Here is a 279-nt window from a genome sequence, read left to right on the forward strand (position 1 = left end):
GTCTGGTCTAGGTTGTGTAATTTATTATGAAAAAAACAAAAAAAATTATCGACTCCGTAAAAACCAATCTGTTACTGAATTAAAATCTAATAATGAGGCTGAATATGCAGCATTATATATGGCCCTTACTGAGTTGGAAAACTTAGGCGTACACCATTTACCTATTCAAATCATCGGGGATTCACAGGTTGTATTAAATCAATTAAGTGGAGAATGGGCTTGTATGGAAGAGGAGTTAAACAGATGGGCTGACCGAGTAGATGAGAAGTGTAACCAATT

The 279-nt window shown here is 35.5% G+C and carries 1 protein-coding gene; it reads left to right on the forward strand.

The window, feature by feature from the left end; translation table 11 throughout:
- A partial coding sequence (locus tag AOA61_RS06105) for a reverse transcriptase-like protein (RefSeq protein ID WP_143521191.1) occupies window positions 1-279 on the forward strand: 279 nt, incomplete at both ends.

Source organism: Pseudomonas sp. 2995-1 (assembly GCF_002742505.1).
GTDB classification, from domain to species: domain Bacteria; phylum Pseudomonadota; class Gammaproteobacteria; order Pseudomonadales; family Pseudomonadaceae; genus Aquipseudomonas; species Aquipseudomonas sivasensis.